The sequence below is a fragment of the Streptococcus sp. KR genome, assembly GCF_002238115.1.
Lineage (GTDB): Bacteria > Bacillota > Bacilli > Lactobacillales > Streptococcaceae > Streptococcus.
In genome coordinates, this window is sequence record NZ_NGVM01000120.1 from 1 (window position 1) to 557 (window position 557).

The window sequence follows — 557 nt, forward strand, 5'->3', positions numbered from 1 at the left end:
GTCCAAGAATTTGTTGAATATATCGAATATCTACATCACTATCTAGAAGCATTGTCGCAAAGCTATGTCTAAACATATGCGGTGTAATAGTTCTAGAAAAGTTATTTTGTTCAACGATTCTCTTTATTACTAAACGTACACTTTGCTCTGACAATGGTTTAAGTGAATGTTTCCCTGGGAACAAGAAATCATTGGATTCATTTCTTGTTTTATTTATATATGTTTCTAATAAATTGAATGTTTTTTGATCTCCTAAAAATAGGATACGTTCTTTCTTACCCTTTCCTATAATATGGAGTGTCTTATTAGACAGATTAATGTCTTTGAGATGAATGTGGCAAAGTTCAGAAATTCTGATGCCTGTTGAAAGTAAAAGTGAAATAATTAGTAGATTTCTTTCAGCGTGTTGTTTTTGATAGTCAGTTTTAGATACAATTACTTTCCGTTCTAAATATATAAAAATGCTTTTCAGAATGTCATACGGAATCGTTTTAGGCAATACTTTTTCAGTTCTAAATTGAAAGCGCAATTGATTGAAGGGATTCTCTTCAATTATG

Annotated in this window: 1 protein-coding gene; it reads right to left on the bottom strand. The window is 30.5% G+C overall.

Annotated elements, in window-relative coordinates:
• On the bottom strand, window positions 1-557 hold a 557-nt coding region (locus tag CBI42_RS11195; RefSeq protein ID WP_256963813.1), incomplete at both ends, for a tyrosine-type recombinase/integrase.